At 72.7% G+C, this 24,619-nt stretch carries 17 protein-coding genes; 3 read left to right on the plus strand and 14 right to left on the minus strand.

Annotated elements, in window-relative coordinates:
- Nucleotide 1: 1 nt before the first annotated feature.
- From ACIQ9E_RS07720 to eccD, 8 genes are all read right to left on the minus strand, one after another.
- Nucleotides 2-319 (minus strand): hypothetical protein, encoded by a 318-nt coding sequence (locus ACIQ9E_RS07720; protein WP_403703540.1) that lies wholly within the window; start codon nucleotides 317-319, stop codon nucleotides 2-4.
- Nucleotides 316-831, minus strand: a complete 516-nt coding sequence (locus ACIQ9E_RS07725; protein ID WP_403703543.1) for a YbaB/EbfC family nucleoid-associated protein — start codon at nucleotides 829-831, stop codon at nucleotides 316-318. The genes ACIQ9E_RS07720 and ACIQ9E_RS07725 overlap by 4 nt, the downstream gene beginning before the upstream one ends.
- An 82-nt stretch (nucleotides 832-913) precedes the next feature.
- The gene (locus ACIQ9E_RS07730; RefSeq protein WP_403703546.1) at nucleotides 914-3,934 is read right to left on the minus strand and encodes an AAWKG family protein; all 3,021 of its coding nucleotides are present in this window, start codon (nucleotides 3,932-3,934) and stop codon (nucleotides 914-916) included.
- A gap of 31 nt (nucleotides 3,935-3,965) precedes the next feature.
- The gene (locus tag ACIQ9E_RS07735; RefSeq protein ID WP_403703548.1) at nucleotides 3,966-4,469 is read right to left on the minus strand and encodes a type VII secretion system-associated protein; all 504 of its coding nucleotides are present in this window, start codon (nucleotides 4,467-4,469) and stop codon (nucleotides 3,966-3,968) included.
- Nucleotides 4,470-4,535: 66 nt separating this feature from the next.
- Nucleotides 4,536-4,859, minus strand: a complete 324-nt coding sequence (locus ACIQ9E_RS07740) for a WXG100 family type VII secretion target (protein WP_403703551.1) — start codon at nucleotides 4,857-4,859, stop codon at nucleotides 4,536-4,538.
- An 84-nt stretch (nucleotides 4,860-4,943) separates the two neighbouring features.
- Nucleotides 4,944-5,321 carry a hypothetical protein gene (locus ACIQ9E_RS07745; RefSeq protein WP_403703554.1) on the minus strand — a complete coding sequence of 126 codons (378 nt, stop codon included), beginning with the start codon at nucleotides 5,319-5,321 and terminating at the stop codon, nucleotides 4,944-4,946.
- Between the two features lie 200 nt (nucleotides 5,322-5,521).
- Nucleotides 5,522-6,988, minus strand: coding sequence for a type VII secretion protein EccB (gene eccB, locus ACIQ9E_RS07750; RefSeq protein WP_403703557.1), 1,467 nt, complete (start codon nucleotides 6,986-6,988; stop codon nucleotides 5,522-5,524).
- 73 nt (nucleotides 6,989-7,061) lie between these two features.
- On the minus strand, nucleotides 7,062-8,468 hold the full coding sequence (gene eccD / locus ACIQ9E_RS07755; protein WP_403703560.1) for a type VII secretion integral membrane protein EccD: 1,407 nt from the start codon (nucleotides 8,466-8,468) through the stop codon (nucleotides 7,062-7,064).
- 186 nt (nucleotides 8,469-8,654) lie between these two features.
- Between eccD and eccCa the strand changes: the two genes are divergently transcribed.
- Complete coding sequence (gene eccCa, locus ACIQ9E_RS07760; RefSeq protein WP_403703563.1) at nucleotides 8,655-12,635, plus strand: type VII secretion protein EccCa; 3,981 nt, start codon at nucleotides 8,655-8,657, stop codon at nucleotides 12,633-12,635.
- A gap of 244 nt (nucleotides 12,636-12,879) precedes the next feature.
- Here eccCa and ACIQ9E_RS07765 read toward each other — a convergent pair whose 3' ends face one another.
- Together ACIQ9E_RS07765 and ACIQ9E_RS07770 are read right to left on the minus strand one after the other, a co-directional pair.
- Complete coding sequence (locus tag ACIQ9E_RS07765; RefSeq protein WP_403703565.1) at nucleotides 12,880-14,094, minus strand: S8 family serine peptidase; 1,215 nt, start codon at nucleotides 14,092-14,094, stop codon at nucleotides 12,880-12,882.
- Between the two features lie 71 nt (nucleotides 14,095-14,165).
- A complete protein-coding gene (locus ACIQ9E_RS07770; protein WP_403703568.1) occupies nucleotides 14,166-17,480 on the minus strand; it encodes a right-handed parallel beta-helix repeat-containing protein in 3,315 nt (1,104 codons plus the stop codon).
- A 286-nt stretch (nucleotides 17,481-17,766) separates the two neighbouring features.
- Here ACIQ9E_RS07770 and ACIQ9E_RS07775 point away from each other — a divergent pair, with 286 nt between their 5' ends.
- A complete protein-coding gene (locus ACIQ9E_RS07775) occupies nucleotides 17,767-18,690 on the plus strand; it encodes an oxygenase MpaB family protein (protein WP_403703571.1) in 924 nt (307 codons plus the stop codon).
- 159 nt (nucleotides 18,691-18,849) lie between these two features.
- Here ACIQ9E_RS07775 and ACIQ9E_RS07780 read toward each other — a convergent pair whose 3' ends face one another.
- The 4 genes from ACIQ9E_RS07780 to ACIQ9E_RS07795 all read right to left on the minus strand — a co-directional run bounded on the left by ACIQ9E_RS07780 (nucleotide 18,850) and on the right by ACIQ9E_RS07795 (nucleotide 23,610).
- Nucleotides 18,850-20,106, minus strand: coding sequence for an MAB_1171c family putative transporter (locus ACIQ9E_RS07780; RefSeq protein WP_403703574.1), 1,257 nt, complete (start codon nucleotides 20,104-20,106; stop codon nucleotides 18,850-18,852).
- Nucleotides 20,107-20,113: 7 nt separating this feature from the next.
- Nucleotides 20,114-20,743 carry a toxin-antitoxin system, toxin component gene (locus ACIQ9E_RS07785; protein WP_403703577.1) on the minus strand — a complete coding sequence of 210 codons (630 nt, stop codon included), beginning with the start codon at nucleotides 20,741-20,743 and terminating at the stop codon, nucleotides 20,114-20,116.
- Nucleotides 20,744-20,932: 189 nt separating this feature from the next.
- Nucleotides 20,933-22,390, minus strand: coding sequence for an FAD-dependent oxidoreductase (locus tag ACIQ9E_RS07790; protein ID WP_403703579.1), 1,458 nt, complete (start codon nucleotides 22,388-22,390; stop codon nucleotides 20,933-20,935).
- Nucleotides 22,387-23,610, minus strand: a complete 1,224-nt coding sequence (locus ACIQ9E_RS07795; protein ID WP_403703582.1) for an MAB_1171c family putative transporter — start codon at nucleotides 23,608-23,610, stop codon at nucleotides 22,387-22,389. Before ACIQ9E_RS07795 ends, ACIQ9E_RS07790 begins: the two co-directional genes overlap by 4 nt.
- Nucleotides 23,611-24,066: 456 nt before the next feature.
- Here ACIQ9E_RS07795 and ACIQ9E_RS07800 point away from each other — a divergent pair, with 456 nt between their 5' ends.
- A complete protein-coding gene (locus tag ACIQ9E_RS07800; RefSeq protein WP_403703585.1) occupies nucleotides 24,067-24,495 on the plus strand; it encodes a cold-shock protein in 429 nt (142 codons plus the stop codon).
- The last annotated feature ends 124 nt before the right edge of the window (nucleotides 24,496-24,619 follow it).

A 24,619-nucleotide genomic window follows, 5' to 3' on the forward strand; every position in this document is an offset into this window, starting at 1 on the left:
GTCAGCCTCTCCTCGACCCGTTGATGTGGTCGATGATGCCCTCCTGGGAACCGCTCATCCGCTTTTTGTGCGCGCCCAGGGTCTTTCCGCTGTTCTTCGCGGCCTCGCCCAGGGCCTCGACGCCTTCCACCAGGGGAGCGAGTCCCTGGTAGTACTTCTTCGCGAAGGCCTCCCCGAACTCCCCGGTGCCCCAGCAGCCGCGGTAGGTGCTGATCTTGTCGATGTACTCCTCGCCCATGATCTTGAGCTTCTCGCCCACGCCTTCCAGGGACTCGCCGGCCTTCCCGACCTTCTCGGGGTCCATGTCGACGCCGCTCATCGCCCTGCTCCTTCCCGGGGGCCACCGGCGGTGCCCGTGGCGCCGCCGTCCTCGGTCTCGTCGTCGATCAGCTCGTCGAACAGGGCTCCCGCGGAGCGGGCGCCGGCCGGGGTCGCCGACACCTCGATGCCCTCCTCCCGCAGCGGAGCGAGGAGTTCGTCCCAGGACATGGGGGCGAAGCCGCCGTCGGCCCCGGCGGACAGACCGGGCACGGGACCGAAGGGCCGGTAGAGGTCGAGCAGTTGGGACGCGGCCTCCGTCCGGGCCTGGGTGATGGTCGCCATCAGGGTTCCGGCCAGCTCGGCGGGGGCCATGTTCCGGTAGCGCGAGGTGGGGAAGCGCAGGTTCTTCAGCTCGCCCTGGCCCCCCACGGTCGCCTCCACCGAGCGGTCCTTCGACGTCACGGTCACGGAGATCCGCGCCGCCTCGGCCGAAGCCTTCTCCAGTTGGGTACGGGTCTCCTCGAATTCGGCGAGGGCCTCGGCCAGTTGTTCTTCCAGGGGGTTGCTCATGCGGTATCCATCCGTGTGGCTCGTCGCTGCTCGGCGCGAGTCGTACTTTTGGGCCGGCTCGTACCGGTCCACGGCGACGGTGTCACCGGCCGATCACGCCGGCGACACCGCCCTCGTCGGTGCCCCAGACCTCTTCGTCCTCGCTGACCCAGGTCGCGCGCTCGCGCTCCTCGCCCTGGTTCCCCTGGCCGCCGCCCATACCGCCCATTCCCCCCATGGGGGGCGGCATCATCGGCATCATCCCGGAGCTGGTGGCGGGACGGCGGACCGCGGTCTCCTCCGCCACCGGGTTCGGCCGGACCCGGTTGGTGGTCGTCTCGTTGACCGCCACCGACCGTCCACTGCCACTGCCCGTCGAACCGGTTCCGGTCCCGGTCCCGGGGCCGCTGCCCGGGGGCAGGAAACTGTTGCCGATGCTGTTGGTGCTCAGGGTGGGTGGCGGGGAGCCGCCCGCACCCTGGCTGCCGCCGGTACCGCCGTTGTAGAGGTTCGGTACCCACGACGACTTCTTCCGCTCGCGGTCCAGGTAGTCGAAGCCGCCGTCACCGAACCGGCCGCCGCCGTTGGACCCGAGCCCCGACGAGCCCTTGCCGCCGGTCACGCTGACCGTGCGCCCGTCGGCGTCCGTGGTGACCGTGCGCCCGTCCGGGTAGGTGACCTTCCGGCGGCCGTCCTTGTACTCCTGGTCGACCGTGCCGTCCGGATACCGCGTGGTGGTGGAGCCGTCGACGTTGTGCTGGGTGATCGCGCCGGCCTTGCCGCCCAGCGGGTTGAGGTGCTCGGTGGTCTTCTTCCCGTCAGGGTCGGTCGTGGTGTAGGTGCCGTCGGGGCCGAGCCGGGTGGTGCTGCCGTCCTTGTAGGTGGTGACGACCGTGCCGTCCTTCTCCACCTTGGCGACCGAGCCGTCCGCGTACTCGATGGTCGAGGTGTTCTGCCCCAGGCGGGAGACCGTTTTGGTGCCGTCCGGGTCGAGGGTCGTGATGGTGCCGTCGGCGCCGATGGTCGTCCGGATGCCGTTGGCGTGAACGGTGGTGGCCGAGCCGTCCTTGTTGTACGTGGTGGTGGAACCGTCCGGATTCTTCACCGTCTCGCCCGGCGCCGGGCGGTCGACCGTCTTGTTGCCCTCGGAGTCCGTGGTCGTCAGTGTGCCGTCGGGCGCCCGCTGGACGACGGTCCCGTTCTTGTACTGCGTGACCGAGCTGCCGTCGGGCTTGAACGTGGTCTTCGTCCCGTCGGGGTAGCTGACGGACTGGCTGCCGTCCCGGTGCAGCACGGTGGTGGAACCGCCGGGGTTCACCGTCGTCACCGTGCCGTCGCGGCCGATGGTGGTGGCGGCGCCGTCCTTGTGGGTGATGGTGCGCGAGCCGTCCTGGTTGTACGAGGTGGTGGAGCCGTCGGGACCCTTGACCGTCTTCAACGGGGGCGAGCCGATGCCGGAGCCCGGCAGTCCGCCGAGTCCGGGCGACGGGTTGGGCGTCAGACCGGGCGGCAGGGCACCGGGCGGGAGCGTGCCGGGCGGGGTGGTCTCCTTGCGGCCGTCGGGGTACGTCGTCGTGTACGAGCCGTCCGGATTGCGGACGGAGACCGAACCGTCCGGGTTGCGGACGGTCACCGGGCCGGGGCCGTTCGAACCGAGACCGGGGAGCGGGGTGAGACTGTCCGGCCCGCCGGGGAGGTTCGGTCCCTTGCCGTTTCCGGTTCCGGGTCCGGGTCCGTTCAGTCCCAGTCCGGGCGGGGGCAGCAACCCGTTGTTGCCGTTGCCGAGTCCGTTCGGGCCGAGACCGGGCGGCGGACCGCCGCCGAGCTTGGACTCCAGCTCGTTCTTCTGCTTCTCCGCCTCTTCCTTCTGGCGTTCCAGCTCCCGCTGCTGCTCCTCGGCCTTTCGTTCCGACTCACGACCGGTGAACCGGGCCCGCAGATCGCTGAAGCCGATGGTGAACGGGAAGGACGAGACGGCCTCCCCGAGCGTGGCGAGCGCCCTGTTCAGCCGGACCGCCAGGGGTCCGGCGATATCGTCGAGCTGCTTCAGCCCGATGGGGCCGTCGGCGGCGCCGGTGCCGCCCACCCAGGTCTGGTACGCCTTCTGTCCGAGCGCCCGCCAGGCGTCCGGGTACCGCAGGTCCCCGAAGTCCGGATGGTGGATGGAGAAGCCCGCTTCCTTGACGCCCACGATGCTGGTGCTGGTTCCGAAGCTCTGGCCGACACCCACCACCTGCGTGCGCGCGTGGAGTCCCGCCAGGGCGATGTTGTTGGTGTTGAGATAGTGGGCCACCTGGTCGAGCCAGTAGTCGAGGTGGTGTGTGGGCAGCCAGCCCCCGTTCGGGTGCTTCATCCACCCTTCCCACGCCTTGAAGAGGTCGTCGGCCGCGGTCTTGATCTCGTTGCTCGCCTCGATGATGGTCTTTCCGGCGGCGGAAGTAGGGGTGTAGGCCGCCCCGGAGAGGACGAAGGCGCTGGCCGGCGCGTTGTCTCCGGCCCCGAAGAGGGTGAGGAAGTTCTTGTAGCCGCCGTGGATCCCGTCGATCAGCTCCCGGAAGGCGTCGGCGCTGGTACCGCGCCAGGCGGCGTCGTCCTCGCCGAGCTGCTTCATCCATCCCGCCAGTACGGCCTCCTTCTCCTCGAAGAACTTCCGTACGGCGTCGAAGGACTTGGCGGTGGCGATGAAGGAGTTCAGGTCGACGCTGTCTCCGGCCGGGACATCGGGGAAGGTCGCGGCCGTGCCCAGGGTCTTCAGCGTCTCCAGGGCCTTCCCGTAGGAGTAGTCGAACTTCCCCGCCACTCCGCCGTCACTGAAGTCGCTGCCGTCCTCCGACGACCAGGGGACCGACAGCTTGGCCTCGTAGTAGTAGTGGATATAGCCGTCGGATGACGCGTCGTCGTAGAACTGGATGGTCCGTTCCGGGCTGTACTCCGGATTCTTCGTCTGGACGTTCTGCGCCAGGTAGTAGAGCTCACGGGACTTGAGGTCCGCCGTCAGCCAGGCGCGTCCCCCGTACTTGTCGGAGTCGGGGGTTCCGCCGATCTGGCCGACGTCCTCGCGCTTTCCGCCGTCGAAACCGGTGAGCGGTCGGACGACGTCCTCCCAGAGGGCTATCTCGGCCATACGGGCGGGTCCTTCGGTGGGGAGGAGGAATTCAGACGGTGTTGGGGTTGGTGGGCTTGGTCGTCAGCCCCTGGTTGACACTCGCCCAGTCGTCGAGGAACTTCGACGACTCCACTTGGTCGAGGCTGGAGTCCTGGGCGTCCTCCATCGCCTTGATGGTGATCTGCAGATTCTGCGAGATGGCGGTGAAGAGCGTCTTCTGCTGAGCCTCGACGGCGTGCAGCGACCCGACCGACCCCGAATAGAACTTCTTCAGCGTCGCCGCGGTGAGCTTGTCCTTCTCCTTCGGCGCACCGAGCCTGCCCAGTTGCAGCGGGTTCTTGGCGAAGGCGGCACCGGGCTCTCCGGCCTGCCGGTCCAGGTCGGGCATGGAGTCGACCCGGCCGGTCCCCCCGGGATCGGACGGGTCCATGGGGTCGGTCATCAGCACGGCGAGGTCGTCGAGGAACCGGCGGACCCCGTTGACCTCGCTGTCCTTGAAGTTCTTCAGCGCCTCCACGTCCAGGTGGGAGAGGTCGACCTCTTGCGGACTCATCTGCACGCACTCCTACGGCGGGGACGGGAAAGAGAGGAACGGGGCGACGGCCCGTGGTGTCGCGCGTCAGACGCGGATCGAACCCCAGTCACTGGCCGCCTTGTTCTCGTGCCTCCGGTAGATCTCGACGATCTGCTCCAGCAGGGCACCGTGCTTGGTGAGGATGTCCGCGAGGCCGCTGGACGCGGCGTTCCAGGCCGCCTGCTTCTCGTCGTAGGTGGCGGCGTCGATGCCCTGCCAGGCGGCGCGCAGCACGTCCAGCTCCGAGTTGAGGGCGGCGACGGTGTTCTGGATGGCCTTGGTCTGCATGCGCATGTCCTCCGCCGCCATATGGACGGAGTTGTACTCGACGTGGATGACGCCGTCGTTGAGGTGACTGTTGAAGGACACGGAAGCTCCAGGTGGTCCGGTGGGGATGAGCGGGAAGGGCGGGCAGGACTGGAAGAAGGGGACGGCCGGAGGGGCGGGTCCGGGTCAGCCCTTCTTGCCCATCAGGGCGCCGTAGGCGCTGTCACCGAGCTGGGCGTGCTGGGCCTTGGCTCCGGCGATCAGCTCTTCGATCTCGCTCTGGGTACGGTTCTGGGCGAGGCCGGTGCGCTGGAGGGCGTCCATCATTTCCCGCATCCGGGCGGTGATCTGGTCGACCTGGCCGCTCCACTCGTTGAGCAGATTCTGGAAGGCGCCGCCGTCCTTGCCGCCGTACGCCCTGATCAGACCGTCCATCGTGGTGCGGACGTCCTGCTGGGAGCGCTTGATTCCGGTCTCCGCCTGCTGGAGCGCGTTATGGCCGAGCTGGTTGGAGTGCTGGCTGGAGGTCTGGATGTTCCCGGGGCCGGGAGAGGCAGTGGTCAAGGCGTGTCCTTGGGTCGGAGGAGAGGCCGTGGAGGCGGCGCGGTCAACCCGCGCCGAACGCGGCTGATGCTAGGGAGCGACAGATGACGCGGGCAATGATCGGGGGACTTTCTTGAGCTTCTCCTGATCTTCCGTCATTTCGTGCCGACGGGATCGGAACGGTGGGGCGCCCGGGAGGATGTGCAGGCGCGTCATGTGGTTTACCGGCAGGACCGATTGGCTGGAATTCGACGGTCGGCGGCGCCGGTCGCCGCGGCGACGTCCAGTTCGGGGCCGGTGGGCAGCATATCGAGCAGCCGTGACGGTACGGCCTGAACCGCTGCCCCCTTCAGGCCGAGGCGCTGGGCCGCGGTGCCCTCGCCGATCCGGTACTTCACGCCGACATCGGTGACCAGATAGGTCGTCGTGCCGCGGACGCCGCCGCCCGCGCCGAGGGCGGCGACCAGGGCCCCGCGGCCCGGGGCGACGGTGATCCCGTCCACCGGGAGACAGGCGGGGGCGATCTCGGCGCCCCTTGCAGGGGGCACCGAAGCGGGGGCGGCGGGGAGCAGGGCGAGCCGGATCCGGGGGGTGGTGCCCTCGGGTTGGATCTGGGCGCAGAGCGCGGCGCCGGGGGCGGCCCGGACGATCGGCGGGGTGGTGGTGGGCCAGTCCGCCGGGGTCGGAGCCGCGGACGCCGCCGGTGCCTGGCGCCGGGTCAGTTCGTCGGCGGTCAGGGGCAGTGCGGTGGGCCGGGCGCCGGGGTAGGCCTGGGCCGCGGTGCGGGCGTCGCCCAGGACGAGGGCGGCGGCGAGCGGGCCGAGGGGCCGCAGTCCGGCTTTCTCCAGCAGGAAGTACTGGCCGGCCGCACCGGGTGATTCGAGCCGGAACACCTGGCCGACCCGGGCGGTCGCGGTCCCCGTCCGGCCGGACTGCGTACCGCGGCCGTCGACCTCGGGTGCCACCAGATCGGCTCCGGCGGGCAGGCTGCTGAGGAAGGCGGCGGAGACCGGGACGGGTGGGGTGCCGGAGTAGCCGAGGGCCTGCAGGGCACCGTGTCCGCCGATCCGCAGACGCTGGTCGCCCCAGAGGAGATGGCGGGTGCCGTCGTCGGCGCGGACCAGCACGGCCCGTTGACGGCCGGGGGCCTCGCCGTCGGCGGCCGGGCCGAGGCGCAGGGAGGTACGGGTCTGCCGGCCGGTGCCGTCGGGTCCCGTGCGCAGGGGTTCCTCTGCGCAGACCTGCCAGGCGCCGCGTTCCAGGTCGCCGGGGCCGGGCAGGGCGTCCGGGGCTCCGGGGATACCGACGGGGGTGCCGCGCCGTTCGCCGCGCAGGGAGGCCGCGGAGACGCTGACGGTACCGGGCGTCTTCTCGGCGATCAGCCGGGCGGAGGCGTAGTTGTGCACCGGGCGGAGCACGCCGTCGAGGTACAGATAGCGGGTGCCGGTGTCCTTCTGGACGATGAGCGCGTTCGAGGTGCGCCAGGTCTTGGTGCCGGCCGGTGCGATGAGTCCGTAGAGCAGGAAGCCGAGGACGAGGACGACGGCGAGTCCGATGCCCCAGGCCAGCCCGCGGTTGGTGCGCCCGCCCGGGGTCTCGGGGGCGTCGGGGTCCTGGCGGAGCATACCGCCGGTGAGTCGGCCCATGACGAACATATGCGCCTGGACCTGGTCTTTTCTGGACTGCACTGGGTGTTCCTCCGCCCTGATCCGTGGGTTGGTGGATGGTGCGGCCGGGGGCCGCAGCGGTCATGTCCCGGGGTCAGCCCGAGACGCCGCGCAGCCGGCCGTACACGCCGAGCACCCAGAGCGACAGCGGGATCAGGGCGACCGCCGCGCAGGTGTGGAGGATGTCCCCGGCGCGGCCCCAGTGGGGCACCATCCGGCGGCCGGGCACCGTCCAGGAGGCGATGGCCGCGGCGCCCGCGAGGGCGAGGAGGGCGGCGAGCAGCACGGGCCGCCGCTCGGGGGCGAGGTCGGGTGCCGCGGTCAGGGCCATCAGCACCAGTCCGCAGAGCCCGGGGAGGATGACGGCGGGCCGCTGCCAGGCGTGGCCGATACCGCGGGAGTGGAGGAGCAGAAGCAGGCAGAGGACCGCGGCGGTGACCCGGGCGGGGGTGCCGGGGTCGTCGGCGAGGAGGGCGGTGAGGACCGCGGTGAGCAGCAGGCCGATGGCCGCGTACAGGGCGGTCATCCACTCCTCGGCCAGGCCGGTCCGGGTCACGACGTGCCCGTGGGGGTGCGGGTCGATGCCTTCCTGGAGTTCCTCGGCATTGGACGGGAGCACGGGGAGCCGCAGTCCGGAGAGCCGGAAGGAGATCCCGGGGACGAGTCCGCCGATGAGCACGGCGACGACCGCGACGGGTGCGGCGGCGGATCCGGCGCCGGTGTCGAGCGTGAGCATCAGGATGCCCCAGACCGCTCCGCCGGCGGCGGGGACGGCGAGGGAGAGCAGCAAGGGTACGTAGGCGGCGACCGCGGCGACCGCGAGGACGGCCCCGCCCGCCGCCGCGGCGGCCGCGGCGAGCATTCCGGCGCCGGTCACCAGTCCGCCGCCGGTGGTGTCACCGGCCGTCAGCAGTGCCCCGGCCAGCGCCAGATAGGGCGGTACGAAGACGCCCAGGGCGGCTCCGGCGGCGGCGTCGCCGACCGCGCGGGAGGCCGCGCCGGCGGCGAAGAGCACCAGCAGTCCGGTGGCGGCGGCGACGGCGGCGCGGGTGGTGAACGGGCCGCCGGGCAGGGCGCAGACCACCCAGCCCGCGGCGAGCAGCAGACCGGCGGTGCCCAGCAGCATCCGGCGGCCGCTGCGGGCGTTCCAGCCGTGGGGCCGTTCGCGCATGCTGCCGGCGACCCCGTCGACCAGATCGTCGAAGTGGATCGCGGGCAGCGCTTCGGTGCGGGGCCGCAGATGCAGGATGTCGCCGTCGCGCAGACCGAGCGCCTCCAGGGTGCTCTCCTCGTCGAGGGGGTCCTCGCCGAGGCGCTGGAGCACCCAGCCGCCGTGTTCGATTCCCTGCTCGGCGAGTTCCTCGCCCGCGTGGTCGAGGAGGGTCGGCAGGAGGTCCGCGAGCGGGACGTCTCCCGGGACCGCGAGGTCGAGCAGTCTCCGGGGGGTCCTGACCGTCAACCGGCACAGACCGGGGCTAGATATGCCCGAAGTTTCCGTCATGCGAATGCAGCACCTATCCGAGGGGCCGGGGTACCGAAGGGGAGGTAGCGCACACTACCGTGGGCAACACGTCAGGTCACAGGGCCCCTTGGCCCGACCGGCGGCCGCTCTCGCCGCACCGGCCCCGCCCGGAGTTCCGGGTGCGCGGCCGCGACCGGGACATGAGAACCCGAGGAGAGTTCCAGCGTGAGCACCGTGCTGTTCCGTCGGCCCGCGCGCCGCCGTGGCCCCGATATGCCCGAGGGAGAGCTGAGTCTCCAGGAGCCGCCGACCCTGCCGGAGGCGGAGCCCAACACCTCGGCGATGTGGACCTATCTGCCGATGGGCCTCACCTCGCTGGCGATGCTGATGATGTTCCTGAGACCCAATCAGGCCACGGCCTTCAGCTATATCGCCATCGGGCTGATGCTGCTCTCCTCCGTGGTCATGATCCTGGCCCAGGTGATCCGCAGCGCGAGTGAACGCAAACGCAAACTCAAGGGTGACCGGCGGGACTATCTGCGCTATCTGACGCAGATGCGCCGCAAGATCCGGGGCACCGTGGCGGAGCAGCAGAAGGCGCTCGCCTGGCGGCATCCGGAACCGGCCGCGCTCTGGGCTCTGGGCGGTACGAGCCGGCAGTGGGAGCGCCGGGCGTCCGACGAGGACTTCAGCGAGGTGCGGGTGGCGGTCGGCGAGCAGAAGCTCGCGCTCCGGCTGGCACCGCTGGCGACCCGGCCGGTGGAGGATCTGGAGCCGTTGTCCGCCCATGCGCTGCGCAGCTTCATCCGGGCCTACGGGACCGTTCCCGGGCAGCCCATCGCCCTGTATCTGCGGGCCTGGTCACGGGTGCTGGTCACGGGTGACGAGGAGCAGGCCCGGGCGCTGGTCCGCGCGATGCTGGCGCAGCTCGCCGCCTTCCACGCCCCGGAGGAGCTGAATATCGCCCTGTGCGTGTCGGACGAGCGGCGGGCCGATTGGGAGTGGCTCAAATGGCTGCCGCACGCCCAGCACGGCTACCAGCGGGACGGGGCCGGGCAGGCGCGGCTCGCGGCGGCCGACTTCCAGTCGCTGGAGGAGCTGCTGGGGGCCGATTTCACCCAGCGTTCGCCGTTCGACCCGGACACTCCGCCGGGCCGGGAGGAGCCCTTCACGGTCGTTGTGGTCGACGGCGGCTCGGTGCCCGGCGGGCACCGGGTGACGGGCGTCGGATACCGCAACACGGTCCTGGTCGACCTGGCGGGCGCGCTGGAGTGGAAATCGGGCCGGGGTACGCTGCGGCTGCGGCTCGACGAGGAGGGCCTGCACCTGGTCCGTACCGATCGCGATCGCAAAGAGCAGTCGACGTTGCTGGGTGAGCCCGATGCGCTGGGCCCGGTCGCGGCGCAGACGCTGGCCCGGCGGCTCTCCCCGTACCGCCTCGGTGGTGGTGTCATCGCGTCCGAGCCGTTCGTGACCGATACGGAACTCACCGCGCTGCTCGGCATCGGGGATCTGCGGCGGCACGAACCGGCGCGGCTGTGGCGCTTCCCGGTCGAGGGCCGGGGCCGGCTGCGGGTTCCGATCGCCGTCGGCGAGGACGGTACGCCCGTCGAGCTGGACATCAAGGAGTCCGCCCAGGGCGGTATGGGTCCGCACGGCATGCTGATCGGCGCCACCGGTTCCGGCAAGAGCGAACTGCTGCGGACGCTCGTGCTGGGGCTGGCGCTCACCCACTCCTCCGAGACGCTGAACTTCGTCCTCGTCGACTTCAAGGGCGGCGCGACCTTCCTCGGTATGGACGAACTGCCGCATACCTCGGCCGTCATCACCAACCTCGCCGACGAGGTCGCGCTCGTCGGCCGGATGCAGGACGCCCTCCACGGCGAACTCGTACGACGCCAGGAGCTGTTGCGGAAGGCGGGCAACTACGCCTCGGTCCTGGAGTACGAGCGGGCCCGCGCCTCCGGTACCCCGCTGACCCCGCTGCCGAGTCTCTTCGTCGTCGTCGACGAGTTCAGCGAACTGCTGGCCGCGCACCGCGACTTCATGGAGCTGTTCGTGATGATCGGCCGGCTCGGGCGGTCCCTCGGGGTCCATCTGCTGCTTGCCTCCCAGCGGCTGGAGGAGGGCCGGATGAGTCAGCTGGAGGGCCACCTCTCGTACCGGATCGGTCTGCGGACCTTCTCCGCCATCGAGTCCCGGGGCGTCCTCGGCGTACCCGATGCCTACCATCTGCCCTCCCAGCCGGGCAGCGGCTATCTCAAGAGCGGGGTGGAGGCGCTGACCCGGTTCCGGGCCGCCTATGTGTCCGGCGCCTACAAGGCTCCCCGGCTGGGCAGCGCGCGGCGGGCGCAGATCGCCCGTCAGGTCGTGCCCTGGGGTACCGAGTGGGTGGTGCCGCGGGTGCTGCCCGCAGCCCCCGAACCGGAGCCGGAGCCGGAGGCCGGGTCATCGGATGAGGAGAGTCTGCTGGGGCTCGCGCTGGAGAAGCTCCGGGGCAGCGGGCCGCCCGCCCATCAGGTGTGGCTGCCGCCGCTCGACGCGCCGCCCGCCCTCGACACGCTGCTCCCGCCGCTGACCCCGCACCCGGAACTCGGTCTCACCGCGGCCGACTGGCCGGACCGCGGCCGGCTGCGGGTGCCGGTCGGTCTGGTGGACCGGCCGTTCGAGCAGGTACGGGATCTCCTCATGGTCGATCTGTCCGGTGCGGGCGGCCATCTCGCCGTGGCCGGCGGCCCGCAGAGCGGCAAGAGCACCGTGCTGCGGACCCTGATCTGCTCCCTGGCGCTCACCCACTCGCCGCGCGAGACGCAGTTCTACTGCCTCGACTTCGGCGGCGGCGCCCTCTCGTCGCTGGCCGGACTGCCCCATGTCGGCGGGGTCTCCGGCCGGCTCGACCGGGAGCGCATCGCCCGTACCCTGGCGGAGGTCACCTCCCTGCTGAACCGGCGCGAGCTGTTCTTCCAGGAGCACGGCATCGACTCGATGGCCACGTTCCGCAGGCGGCGGGCCCGGGGCGAGTTCCCCGATTCTCCGTTCGGCGACGTCTTCCTCGTCGTCGACGGCTGGTCCACCGTCCGTACCGATATGCCGGACGATCTGGAGCATTTCCAGGCCATCGTGTCCCGCGGTCTGAACTACGGCGTCCACCTGGTCATCAGCACCTCCCGCTGGGTGGAGGTGCCGTCGTGGCTGCGGGACCAGATCGGCAACAAGCTGGAGCTGCGGATGGGCGATCCGATGGACTCCACCGTCGACGTCCGCAAGGCGGCCACCGTGCCCGTCAGCCCCGGGCGGGGACTGAACGGCGACAAGATGCACTTCCTGGCCGCGCTGCCGCGGATCGACGGACAGGAGCAGGCCGAGGATCTGGCGGACGCCCTCGCGGATCTCGTCGAGGCGGTCGCCGACCACTGGGACGCCCCCGCCGCGCCCCCGGTGCGGATGCTGCCCACCAGGCTGGCGGCGGCGGACCTGCCCGACGGGCCCGATCCGCTGCGCATCACCATCGGCCTCGACCAGGCCGAACTGGAGCCGGTCCGGCACGACTTCACCCAGAGCCCGCACCTCTATCTGGTGGGCGACACCGAGAGCGGCAAGACCAGCGCACTGCGGCTGATCGCCCAGCGGATCATGGCCCGGCACACCCCGGACGAGGCACGGTTCCTGGTCGCGGACTTCCGGCGGGAACTGATCGCCGCGATCCCCGAGGAGTACCGTCTCGGCCACGCCGTCTCCTCGGTTCCGCTGCGCGAGTACGTGGGCGGGGTGGCCCGCGCGATGGCCGAACGGACGCCGGGCGCCGATATCTCCCCCGCGCGGATGCGGCGGGCGGACTGGTGGGAGGGCCCCCGGCTGTTCGTCCTCGTCGACGACTACGAACTCGTCGGCTCCGGTTTCGACAGCCCCCTCGAACCGCTTCTGACGCACCTTCCCCTCGGGTACGAGGTGGGACTCCACGTGGTCGTCGCCCGCGCCGCCTCCGGCGCGGGCCGCCAGGATCCCCTCGTACGGAAGCTCCAGGAGGTCAACACCTCGGCGCTGCTGCTGTCCTGCCCGCCGTCCGAAGGCCAGGTCGTCGACGGGGTACGGTCCCGGATCCTGCCGCCGGGCCGGGCGCAGAGCGTGGTCCGGCGCAAGCCGGGGATGATGCAGCTCGCCCTGCCCGACGAGGTGGTGGAGGAGCCGGGAGGGGACGGGGAGTAGGGCCGGTCCGGGTCCGCAACACGGGGCCGTCCGCCCGCGGGGCCGGGCCTGCGGACGGGGGCGCGGCCCCAGGTGCGTGCGACCGCGAGGCGGCGGGGACCCGGCGAGGTGAGGGGGCTCTGCTCGTCCACATGGGGTACGCCCCCGGGCTACCGCGCCCGGGGCCGGAGGGCACCGGAGAGTGTGCGTGCCGGGCGCCGCGGGCCGGGGTGACCTTCCGACCGCCCGGCGGCCGGCGCACCCGTCACCGGGTCCGGCGGTCCGCCTCGTAGCGGCCGGGGCGCCAGTTGCGGGCCCGGCCGCGCGGCAGGACCGCCGCGGCGAAGGCGACCGCCAGGATCGTGCCGATCGAAGCGGCCGTCACCAGCAGGGCCGTGGACCGTGCCGCGCCGGTGCCGGTCGGCTCCGGCAGCGCGACGGGCTTCTCCGCGGCGGGGGCGGCGGCCGCCGGGCGGGCCGGTCCCGACACCGCGCCGTACGGGTCCAGGGCCGGCAGTCCGGCACCCGGATAGGCACCGGCCAGCAGCCGCTCCCGGACCTGGTCCGCCCGGAGCGCCGGATGGTAGGAGCGGACCAGGGCCGCCGCCCCCGCCGTCACCGCGGCCGCCAGGGAGGAGCCCGATGCCGTCCACTTCCCGTCGCCCACCGGTCCCGGGCCGACGAGGGCCGCCCCCGGGGCCGTGAGATCGGCCCGGGTGTAGCCGGGCGCCGCCGGATTCCGGACCCCCTGCGGACCGCTGTCCAGTACCGCCAGTGCCTCGGGCGGCGGTGCCGGGGCGGGCGGTCCCTGGCTGCCGCCGGAGCCTTCCCGCGGAGCGGCGTCCACGGCGGCGGGGACGACGACGAGGCTGTCGCTGCGGGCGGCGGCGGCCATCGCCGCCCGTACCGCCGGAAGGGAGCCGTCCAGCGGCGCGGTCACGGTGATCACATCGGCGCCTGCCTCGGCGGCCTTCCGGACCCCGGCCGCGAGCAGGGCGGGATCCGGCTCCCCCCGCTCCCCCGTGCCCCGGACCGCCAGGATCCGCGCGGCGGGCGCCACCCCGGAGAACCCCTGCCCCGGCAGGCTCGCCCCGGCGACCAGCCCGGCCTGGAACGTCCCCCGGCCCACGCAGTCGCGGCCCGCGGCGCCGAGGGCGGTGACCCGGCCCGCGAGCACGGCAGGGGCGGCGCTGACCCCGGTGCCGACCACCGCGACCGTCGTCCCCCGCCCCTGCGAAAGCTTCCACACCTGGTCGAGACCGAGGGCGCGGCGCGTCCACGGCGCGGCCGGCGTCGGCCGGCCGCGGTGGGTGGTGCAGCCGTCCTGCCCCGGGGGCAGCCGCTCCGGCATGCCCGGCAGGGTGGTCGTCCCGCTCTCGCCCCCGCCGGCCGGAGCGGTGGGGTCCGCGAACGCGGCGGGCGGTGGCAGCAGCACGGCGAGGGTGACCAGGCCGAGCAGCGCGGTGGTACGGCGGCGCAAAGGAACGGTCCTCACTTCGGGGTTCGAGGAGTCGGGGAAGCGGGCCCCGCACCGGTGACAGGGCGGCTCGGTCAGTCCCCGCAGAGGTCTTGGGGAAGCAGCAGACGCAGATCGTCGAGGGTGGGTGCGGGCACCGCACTGAGCCGCCGCGCCTGACGGGTCATCATGGTCTCCAGGGTCTGCCGGGCGAGCCGGGCGTTGCCGAAGGTGCGGCCGCGCGGGATCGACTCGAAGTGGGCGCGCAGATCGGCGGCCGTGCCGGGGGCGCATTCGTAGCCGTTGTCCACGGCGTGCTGCCGGACGATGGTGACCAGTTCGTCGGAGGAGTAGTCGGGGAATTCCACGGTCCGGGTGAAGCGGGAGGCGAGACCCGGATTGGAGTTCAGGAAGCGGTCCATCTCCTCGGTGTAGCCGGCGGCGATCACCACGACCTCGTCCCGGTGGTCCTCCATCAGCTTCAGCAGGGTGTCCACGGCTTCCTGGCCGAAGTCCGAGGAACCGGCCCCGGCGGACGCGGGGGTGAGGGTGTAGGCCTCGTCGATGAAGAGGACGCCGCCGATCGCCCGCTGGAAGACCTCCTTGGTCAGCTGGGCGGTGTGGCCGACGTACCGGCCGACCAGATCGGCCCGGGACACCTCCACCAGCTGGCCGCGCGGCAGCACTTCCAGGGAGGCGAGCAGTTCGCCGTAGAGGCGGGCGACGGTGGTCTTGCCGGTGCCGGGTGGGCCCGCGAAGACGAGGTGGTTGCTGATCCGGGGCGCCGGGAGGCCTGCCGCGGCCCGGCGGCGGGCGGTGGCGAGCAGGTTGACCAGATCGCCGACCTCGCGTTTGACGGCCGCGAGTCCGGTCAGGGCCTCCAGCCGCAGCAGGGGGTCCTGGCCGTCGTCGGCCCCGGCGCCGGAGGCGGCGGACGGTCCGACGTCCTCGGCGGTCAGCAGGGCGAGGTCCCGTTCGCCGACGTCGCCGCGGACGGCGAGGCGGGACGCCTGGCGGTCGACCATCTCCTCGAAGACCTTGCGGGCGGTGCGGCCGTTGCCGAAGGAGGCGTCCCTGGGCATGCGCTCGAAGTGGCCGCGGAGCGCGGCGCGGGCATCGCCGTCGAGTTCGTAACGGTGTGCGGAGCACATCCGGTCCACGATGGTGACGAGTTCCTCGGAGGTGTAGTCGGTGAACTCGACGCTGCGGGTGAAGCGGGAGGCGAGACCGGGATTGGAGGCGAGGAAGTCCGTCATCTCCTTGGGGTATCCGGCGGCCACCACCACGATGTCGTCGCGGTGGTCCTCCATCAGTTTGACCAGGGTGTCGATGGCCTCGCGGCCGAAGTCGGCGCCCGAACCGCCGGAGTCGGAGAGCAGGGTGTACGCCTCGTCGATGAAGAGGACGCCGCCGAGGGCCCGGTTGAAGGTCTCCGTGGTCTTGATGGCCGTGCCGCCGATGATCTGGGCGACGAGGTCGGCGCGGGAGACCTCGACGAGATGGCCGGACGGCAGCACGCCGAGGGAGGCGAGGATGGAGCCGTAGAGGCGGGCGACGGTGGTCTTGCCGGTGCCGGGCGGGCCCGCGAAGATCAGATGCCGGCTCATCGGCGGCGCGGGCATCCCGAGCCCGGCGCGGCGCTGCGCCATCCGGTTGAGGTTGATCAGGGTCAGGACCTGGTGTTTGACATCGTCGAGGCCGATCAGCGATTCCAGTTCGGCGACGGGCCCGTCCGGGGCATCGGCGGTACCGCCGGTGACGGGGGCGCCGCCGGGCAGCCGGCCGTCTCCGGCGGCTTCCGCTTCGGCGGCGCTGCCGAAGGCGTCGGGAGCGCCGTTCCCGGTGCTGGTCAGTCGTTCCACCGCGACCCGGTCACCGGCGACGGTCTGGCGCAGCCCGCTGCCCTTGTTGTCGCGGACCGCGCAGTCGACGAGGGATACGGGTCCGGGGCCTTCGATCCGGATCCCGTCGGCGCCGGCGCCGGTGGCCTCGCAGGAGTTCAGGGAGGCACGGGCCCCCTCCGCGATCCGTACGCCGTGTTCGCCGGGGTCCCGGACCGTGGCCCGGGTGGCGGTCAGTTCGCCCTGGTCGTCGACGCGGATACCGTCGGCGGGGCAGTCCTGGACGTCGAGGTCGCGGACGGCGAGGGCACCGAGGGCACCGATGTGCACCGCGGGGCCGGTACCGCCGCGGATCCGGCCCTGGCCGAGGTAGAGGCTGCCGTGGCCCGAGACATGGATCCCGGCGCCGCCGCTCCCCTCGACCAGGCACTCCTCCAGTCGGCCGCGGCCGTCCTTGAGGACCTCGATGCCGTGGCCCCCGGCGCGGGTCACCGTGGAGCGGCGCAGCAGGGGGTTGGCTCCGGCGCGGATGACGATGCCGCTGCCGCCGCTGCCGGTGACCTCCAGCCGGTCGGTCTCCGCGGCGGAGTCCTCCTCCAGCAGCACTCCGGTCGATTCGGCGTCGCGGACGACGGTGGCGGTGAGCTGCGGGGAGGAGAATCCGGCGACCCGGACGGCCGCGTCCCGGGCGGCGGTGAAGACGCAGTCCTCGACGGTGCCCCGGCTGCGCTCGGTGACGAGCAGGGCGTTTCCGGCGGTGCGTTCGGTACGGCAGCGGCGCAGGGTGGGCGCGGCTCCGCCGCCGACGACGAAGCCGTGGCCGCCGCTGTTCCGTACGGTGACGTCCTCCAGGAGCGTGGTGCCCGAGGAGTTGGCGAAGACGCCGACGGCGCAGTCGGTGACGGTGGTACGGAGGAGGGTGACGGCGCTCTGTTCCTCGGCGGCGACGCCGGGTTTGTCGGTGGCCGAGATCTCGCACGCCTCGACCCGGACCCGGGCCCGGCCGTTGGCGAGTACCCCGTTGCCGCGGGCGTCGCGCAGCTTTCCGCCGCGCAGGGAGAGCCGGCCCTCCTCGCCCGCGACCACGGCGGAGGTGCCGAGGTGTTCGACGACGCACTCCTCCAGCAGGCTCTCGGGGACTGCGGTGGTCACGACCCCGGCGCCCTGGGGGTTCTCGATACGGCACTGGCGTACCGCGAGGGCGCCGTCGCCCCGGGCGAACAGGGCGGCCCAGGAGGCCCCGTACACCTCGCAGCGGTCGAGGAGCAGCTGTCCGCGGGGGACGTCGACGACCGGCAGTTCGTTGTCGTGGCCGCGCAGCACGAGGTCGTTGACCATCGCGGAATCGCAGGAGAGGGTCAGCGCGGTACCGCGGCGGGGTGCCAGCTCGACCGTGCCGCGGCCTTCGAGCGCGGTGAGGGTGAGAGAGGTGGTGAGGGTGAGGCTCTCCTCGTACCGTCCGGGGAAGATGCTGATCACCGCGCCGGTCCGGGCGATGCGGAGGGCCGCGGAGATGGTGGAGCAGTCGCCCGTTCCGTCCGGCGCGACGGTGAGCAGCTGGCGTGACACTTTCTGACCTCCCGGGCGCCCCGACGTCGATGCTCCGTACGAGTCCGCTCACTCCCGGGGCGGGTGGAACTGTTGTGCCCATCATGCCTGTTGAAACGCCCGGAATGCCACCGCGGGCGGCGGGGGCGGGAGGATTTCCGCGGCCCGGCCGGACCGAGCGGGCCGGGTGGGGGCGGGAGGGGGCGGGCCGCCGGGGCCGCCGCTTCGGCGGCCGTGATCCCTCGTCCGTGCGGGCCGCCGGATGGGAGAATGACCGTCCAGGGAACGGCGAACAAGGGGACGTGCGGTGCGGCGCTACGACCGGCTCAGGGAACTCCGGCGGATGGACCCGGAACAGGACTGCTGGGAGATGTACCGGCTCATCGCCGTGTACGAGTTCCCCTGGGACTTCACCCGGGCCCTGGAGCTGGCCCTCTTCCGTACCTACGCCGTCCCCTCCATCGGCGCCCTGCTGCTGCGTACGGCCCAGTTCACCGAGCGGCCCCAGAAGCGGTACGACGACACCGCGCTGCTCCTCGACGCGGTCGTGGAGCACGGCTTCGCGAGCGAACAGGGGCGGACGGCGATCCGCCGGATCAACGCCATGCACCGCAGTTACGACATCGGCGACGACGATATGCGCTATGTGCTCGCCACCTTCGTCGTGGTGCCCAAACGCTGGCTGGACCGCTACGGCTGGCGCCCGCTGACCCCGCATGAGCTGCGGGCCTGTACCGCCTACTACCGGCAGCTCGGCCGGCATATGGGAATCCCGGAGATCCCGGAGACCTTCGCGGAGTTCGAGCGGTACCTCGACGACTACGAGGCCCGGCACTTCGGCTGGGACGAGGGCGGCCGGGCGGTCGCCGACGCCACGCTGGACCTGATGACGTCCTGGTATCCCGGTCCGCTGGCACCGGGCCTGCGGGCGGCCACGATCTCCCTGTTGGACGGGCCGCTGCGAGAGGCCTTCCGCTTCCCGGCGCCCTCCCCGGCGCTGCGCCGGACGGTCGAGGGGGCGCTGAAGCTGCGGGCGCGGGCGGTACGGCTGCTGCCGCCGCGCCGGACACCGCACTTCGCACGGCAGAACCGTGAGATCAAGGGCTATCCGCAGGGCTACCGGCCGGCGGAGTTGGGCACGTTCCCGGTGCCCGGGATCCGCGGCTGCCCGGTGCCGCACGGCTCCCGGCCGGCAACGCCTCCGCAGCCGCCGGTGGCACCGGACGCCTGAGGGAGACCGGTCCGGGCGAACGCGCCGGGCCGCCGGGCGGGAACACCTTCGTCCTGCGGGTCGACGGGCAGGGCTGTGCGGGTATCGGGGACGGCGGCCCGGACGCCGGCGCCGAGGCCGTGATGGGCCGCTGCACGGCGGCCGACCACCAGATCTCCGTCATCGGCCCGATCGGACGGGCGGGGGGCGGCGCACTCCGGGGTCCGCGGCGCCGCCGCCCCCGCACTCCGAACACTCCGCCCGTCCCACCGCCCTGGCCAGGGGCACGAGACCGCCGCTGCCGGGCCGTACCGCCGCCATCAGCGCCGCGGCCCCGGCCGAGACGCCCCAGTCGGGCCGGTCCGCCGTCCCGGTCTCCTCCGGTTCCGGTGCGGCCGCCCCCGTCTCCGTCTCCGTCTCCGCGACGGCCGCGCGGACCATCGCGGCAAGCCCGGCGACAGCGGCGTTCCCGGCGGACGCCCCCTCCGCTGCGGCGCGTTCGGCGGCCCGCTGCCGTACCCCGTCGTCGAGACGCGGCCCGAGCGTGAGCAGCCGGTCGTGGATCAGCGTCTCCCGGACGGTACGGCGGGTCCGCGGCGATGCCCACCAGGACGCGCCCGCCGGACCGCCGGTCTCCCCCGGTGTCGTACGGAGCAGCCGCCACAGCGGCGCCAGTCGCCGGTAGGCGGTCCAGGCGGTCGCCTGCTCCTCCAGGCGGGGACCGATCAGCGGGAGCAGGAAGCCGACCGCGGTGACGAGCGCGCCGACGGCGGCGACGGGCGGTGCGGCGCCGGTGCTCAGGCCCGACAGGTCGCGGCCGCACCAAGCGGCGACGACGGCCGTCAGCTTGGTGGCGCTGAAGGCCCAGTTGAGGACGAATCCGCAGACCAGTACGGTCAGTCCGGCCCGCAGCCAGCCGCCGACATGGCGCGCCCAGCGCAGACAGAGCACCGTGGTGACGGTCGCGGAGAGCAGATGCGCCCCGAGATAGAGGACGATCATCTCGCGGATGTACGGAGTGGTGGCGTAGTACGTGTCCAGATCGCGCAACCGCTCCTCGGGGGCCTCGCCCAGGAAGAACAGGACGGGCAGGGCGACCGTGGCCACCGCGTAGACCGCGATCCACTGCCGGGTGCGGCGGCGGACCCGGTCCGGCGGCCCGCCCCGCCAGTTGACGATCAGGACGAGGCAGGAGCAGTCGAAGACCCCCATGATCATGTAGACCAGGGGGCCGGACACATTGGGGATGCCGGTCAGTTCGTTGACGGCGGAGATGGTGGGCGGCGCGCCGAAGAAGAAGCAGAGGCCCGCGGTGCCGACGAGGGCGCACACGGAGCGGATGAGCGGATTGTTCCTCCCGCGCACCAGCGCGGGCAGTTTGGCGACGAAGACCAGGGCGAGGAAGGCCGAGGGAACGTAGTAGTCGCTGCTGCGCACGGTGCGGTCAGTCCGTCCCGCCCGGACGGCCCGCGGTGGTCTTCCCCGGTGGCCGGGGTCCGGCTAACGGAGCGTGGCCGGGGCGGCGCAGGGGCCCGCCGCCCGGCCCGGTGTGGGCGAGCGTCTCCTGGATGCGGCGCGCCAGGGGACTGTCCGGGGCGGTGCCGTCCTGCTCCGCCCAGGACCGCAGCCGGGTGGCGAGGCCGACGCCGAACTGCTCGGCCTCGGCCTCCTCCGCGGCCACGAAGCCGTTGCGCAGGGCCAGCCGCTGGACGGCGGCGGTCAGATCCGCGTCACGGACGATGACCCGCGCGGCCATGGTGGTGCGGTCGGGATGGCCCGAACAGTGCCCTGCGGCCATATGCCACACCTCGTGCCCGAAGATCACCAACTGGTGCAGCAGGCTGGTGCGTTCCTCGACGCAGATGATGTCCCGGTCGGCGGTGTCGAGGTAGAGGCCGCTGGCGGTACCGGGCGGGAAGGGGACGAGCCGGTGCAGCACGGGACGCTCGCGGAGCCCGCTGAGCCGGTCGCACAGGACGGTGAACACGGCCCCGGGCTCCGCCGGCGGCCGCTCCCGCTCCACCGCCCGTGCCAGCTCGCCCCGGAGTCTGCGCATATCGCGCCTGGTGCCCACGTGCCACTCCCCGGAAGCTCGTATCGGACGGGCCGGAGGTCCGTTCGCCCGGTGGACCTCCCGCCGCGGTGCCCGGGGCGCGATGGTCCGCATTCACTCTAGGGACGGCCGGGGGTGCTCCGCCACAGCGCGGGAAAAGTGGCCGGTATGCCCCGGTGAGCGGGCGGTTCCGCGGCCCGGGACCGGTGGCTAACGTGCGCCGGGGGCCGGGCCGACGGCCTCCCACTCCTTGGCGGTCAGGGTCGGCGCGGTGAGGCTCGGGCGGCCCGGGCCGCGGAGCGTGGCCACCACGACGTCCGGGTCGAGCCACCGGGTGGCGGGTTCGGAGAGGGTGATGACGTCGAGGAACGCCTGGGTGACGCTCATCCGGCCGGTGGCGGCCCGGGTGACCCGGTCGGCGTACGCCCCCACGAGGGTGGTCGAACGGCCGGGCCGTCTGCCCTTCGCCCCCGGGTAGAGGATGTCCTGGGAGGTCGCCATCTGCCAGGCGACGGAGACTGGTCCGGCCACCGCGCGCTGCACCCGGCAGGCGAGACCGGGCGCGGAGAGCCGTCCCGCTCGGGCCAGTTCGCGGTCCATCGCGGCCACTCCCTGGGCGGCGACGCTCATCCCCTGTCCGTACAGCGGGTTGTAGGTGGCGACGGAGTCCCCGATGGCGAGGAAACGTTCCGGCCAGTGGGTCGCGCGCTCGAAGTACCGGCGGCCGTTGACCGTGCTCCGGCTGACAGCGATGTCACCGGGGAGTGCGGTGGTACGGGAGAGGAGATCGGCGACGACGGGGTGCCGGACTCCGCGGGCGAAGACCTCGAAAAGCTCCGGGTCACGGGTGGGTTCGCCGCCGCGGGTCCCGGAGAGGGTGACCAGCCAGCGGCGGTCCTCCACGGGCACGATGGTGGCGGTCCGGCCCGGGACCGGCTCCCGCGGTACGGACTGCACATTGACGACCGGGAAGTTCTCCGCCCCGGCCGGGGCCCGGTAGAAGCGACTCGCGTAGACCAGCCCGGAGTCGACGGTCTCCTCGTCGACCGCGCCGGCGCCGATCTCCGCCAGCCAGGTCCGGGCCCGGGAGGAGGCGCCCGAAGCGTCGACGACGAGATCGGCGTCCAGATGGCGTACGACTCCCGCCGAGGTCCGGACCCGGACCCCGGTCACACCGTGGCGGGTGCCGAGCAGACCGGTCAGCTCGTGACCGTCCAGCAGCCGGATCCGCGGATGGCCGAGCACCCGGCGGCGCACCACCCAGTCCAGCAGATCACGGGTGCAGGCGATCATGTACTGCATCTCGACGGGCCAGCGCCTGAGCCAGCCCTGGGCGGTGTACGACACCAGTCCGGTGGGGAGGGGGATCCGGCGGGCCCCGGCCGCTATCCAGTCCTCGGTGATGCCCGGTATCAGCTCTTCGACGACCCGGGCGCCGCCGGAGTAGAGCACATGCACATGCCGGGCCTGGGGCAGTTCGCGGCGCGGGCGGGGGCCGTCCGGGAGTTCGCCCCGTTCCACCACGGTGACCTCGTCGGCGTGGCGGGTCAGAACCTGCGCGGCGAGCATTCCGGCCATTCCGCCGCCGATGACGACGGCGCGGCCGGGGCGGCGCGGGGCCCGGGTGCCCTCCGGGCGGACGGGTGCGGGCGAGGAGGGAGAAGTCATGACGCGGATCGGCTTTCTGGGCGGGCCGGGGGCTCCGGCGCGACGGAGAGTGCGGCGTTGACCGCGGTGGAGGTGAGGACTTTGGAGAGCAGGAGCAGCCGGCGGCGGCCGGGGCCGAGGAACTCCGCCAGGGCGTCGGCCCCGGCGGCGTCGTGGTCGCCGGGGGGCTCCGGGGCCGGATCGCCGCCGGGCCCCGGGGCCGCGGCCGCATGCCGGATCATCGCCGCGACGGCCACGGCGTTCGCGGTCTCGGGCGGAGCGGCGGCCGGGGCGGCGGCGAGGGCCCGTCGGCGGACCCCGTCGTCGAGCCGGGGGTGGAGCCGGAGCAGGGCATCGTGGATACCCGTCTCCCGGACCGTCAGCCGCATATCGGCATCGGCCCACCAGGGGATCGCGGAGTGGAACGCCGTATCGCTGCCGCCGCGGGTGCTGTTCAGGAGCTTCCAGAGCCGGCCCAGACGCAGATACGCCGTCCAGCCCCCGGCCAGCGCGCCGAGCCGGGGGCCGACGAGCGGCAGCAGGAAGCCGCAGGTGACGACGAATCCGCCGAGGGCGACGATCGGGGGTGCGACGGTGGTGCTGAGGTGGTCCCAGTTCCGGCCGGTCCAGCGGGCCACCACGGCGGACAGTTTGGTGACGGCGAACGCCAGATTGAGGCCGAATCCGGCGACGAGGACGATGAGTCCGGCCCGCAGCCAGCCGGTGACCGCCCTCGCCCAGCGCAGGCACAGCCATGTCGTCACCACGGCGGACACCAGATGGGCACCGAGATAGGTGATGATCATCTCTCGGATGTACGGAGTGGTGGCGTAGTACGTGTCCAGGTCGCGCAGCCGCTCCACCGGCGCGTCCCCGAGCGCGAACAGCACCGGGAGAGCGGTGATGACGACCGCGTACAGCGCCAGCCAGGCCCGGGAGCTGCGCCGTACCCGGTCTTCGGGGCCGCCGCGCCAGTTGACGACGAGAACCAGGCAGGCACAGCTGAAGGACCCCATGATCACGTACACCAGCGGGCCCGAGAAGTTCGGGACGCCGGTGATGCGGTTGACGGCGGTGATGGTGGGCGGCGCGGCGAAGAAGAAGCAGGTGGCGGCGGTGAAGACCAGGAAGCAGACACAGCGCACCAGGGGGTCGCGCCAGTTGTGCCGGAGGGACGGCAGTTTGGCGGCGAAGGCGATCGTCAGGGCCGCGGCGGGCAGATAGTAGTCAGTACTCCGCACGGGTCAGCACCGGCCGGGCGAAGCACCGAGGGCGGGGCTTTCCGGACCCGGCCCGGCGCACCGGGGTCCCCGAAGGCGCCGAGGGTCCCCGGATACCGTTCGTCCGTGCCGTTGGCCCACCTGCCACCACTCCCCCTGGCTCCGCCCGTCGGCCTGCGCACCGTCCGGCCGGTCGCCCCGGCCTCCCCTGACCGGTGACAACCTCCGCTTTCCGTACGGCTCTTCACATTTGACCACAGCGGCGGCGCGGCCGCCCGGAGGAGGCTACCGCCGCCCGGGACCCCGGTCGCCGCCAACGGGGCGCGGCCAGCGCGGCCCTCGGCGGTGGCGCCCACCGGCCGTCGGGCGTCCCACCCGCCACGGCGAGGGGGTGCTCCCGGAAGGTCCGGTGGCTTATGGTCTATCGCAAGGTGTTCATCCGGGCACAGGGTCCGGATCGGTTTGGGGGTTGTTGGCATGGTTGCCGGTCGTGTGGTGCGGTTCGACGGTATGCGGGGTTACGGCTTCATCGCTCCCGATCACGGTGGGGAGGACGTCTTCCTGCACGTGAACGATCTGCTGATTCCCGAGCAGTACGTGCGCTCGGGTCTGGCCGTGGAGTTCGAGATCGAAGAGGGTGACCGCGGGCTGAAGGCCTCGTCGGTGAAGTTCCTGGACGGCGCGGCGGGCCACGCCGTCCCGCCGGGTGTGGCCCCGGTGTCCGTTGCACGGCCCGTCGTGGACGGCGAGGATCCGCTCTGCGACGTATTCACTCCGGAGGAGTTCAAGAGCGAGATCACGGAGCTGCTGCTGAGGTCCGCGCCGACGCTGACCGCCGAGCAGATCCTCCAGATCCGTCAGGGGCTGCTCCAGTTCGGCAAGAACCACGGCTGGACCGAGGGCTGAGACCCCGGCCGGGGGGGGGGGGGGCGGGGGGGGGCGGCCCCCCCGGGGGGGGGGGGGGGGCGCCCCCCCCCCCCGCCCCCCCGGGGGGCGGGCCGGGGGGGGGGGGGGGGGGGGCGGGGGCCCC

Origin of the sequence: Streptomyces sp. NPDC094448 (genome assembly GCF_044763775.1) — a bacterium.
Classification (GTDB): Bacteria; Actinomycetota; Actinomycetes; order Streptomycetales; family Streptomycetaceae; genus Streptomyces.

What these genes read in the sequence shown, in the direction of transcription:
- ACIQ9E_RS07720 (WP_403703540.1), bottom strand. Translation starts at nt 319, where the DNA reads ATGAGCGGCGTCGACATGGACCCCGAGAAGGTCGGGAAGGCCGGCGAG.
- ACIQ9E_RS07725 (WP_403703543.1), bottom strand. Translation starts at nt 831, where the DNA reads ATGAGCAACCCCCTGGAAGAACAACTGGCCGAGGCCCTCGCCGAATTC.
- ACIQ9E_RS07730 (WP_403703546.1), bottom strand. Translation starts at nt 3,934, where the DNA reads ATGGCCGAGATAGCCCTCTGGGAGGACGTCGTCCGACCGCTCACCGGT.
- ACIQ9E_RS07735 (WP_403703548.1), bottom strand. Translation starts at nt 4,469, where the DNA reads ATGAGTCCGCAAGAGGTCGACCTCTCCCACCTGGACGTGGAGGCGCTG.
- eccD (WP_403703560.1), bottom strand. Translation starts at nt 8,468, where the DNA reads ATGACGGAAACTTCGGGCATATCTAGCCCCGGTCTGTGCCGGTTGACG.
- ACIQ9E_RS07790 (WP_403703579.1), bottom strand. Translation starts at nt 22,390, where the DNA reads ATGACTTCTCCCTCCTCGCCCGCACCCGTCCGCCCGGAGGGCACCCGG.
- ACIQ9E_RS07800 (WP_403703585.1), top strand. Translation starts at nt 24,067, where the DNA reads ATGGTTGCCGGTCGTGTGGTGCGGTTCGACGGTATGCGGGGTTACGGC.